Source organism: Streptomyces sp. GbtcB7, from assembly GCF_019091445.1.
Lineage (GTDB): Bacteria > Actinomycetota > Actinomycetes > Streptomycetales > Streptomycetaceae > Streptomyces > Streptomyces mirabilis.
Map to the genome: position 1 here is coordinate 1 of NZ_JAGXJM010000803.1, position 228 is coordinate 228.

Here is a 228-nt window from a genome sequence, read left to right on the forward strand (position 1 = left end):
GGGCGAGCCGCGCCGTACGGACCGCGAGAACCTGGACCGCCGGCGGCGGGCCGAAGACCGCGCGCGCGGTGCCGGACGCCTGGAGGCGTACGGCGGCGGCGCGGTCGTAGTGGATCAGCCGGGCGAGGAAGGCGGCGGGGTCCGCCGCCTCCCCGTCGTCGGTGAGGTGGAGCGCGGTCATGGTCATGCCGTGTCGGCCTCGTCGGCCTGGTCGCCCCGGTACCCCTC

General features: G+C 77.6%; 1 pseudogene. It reads right to left on the reverse strand.

Annotated features, from left to right (window positions below):
• Positions 1 to 181: pseudogene (locus KVT44_RS57615) on the reverse strand (hypothetical protein); the annotation flags it as partial.
• Between the last annotated feature and the right edge of the window lie 47 nt (positions 182 to 228).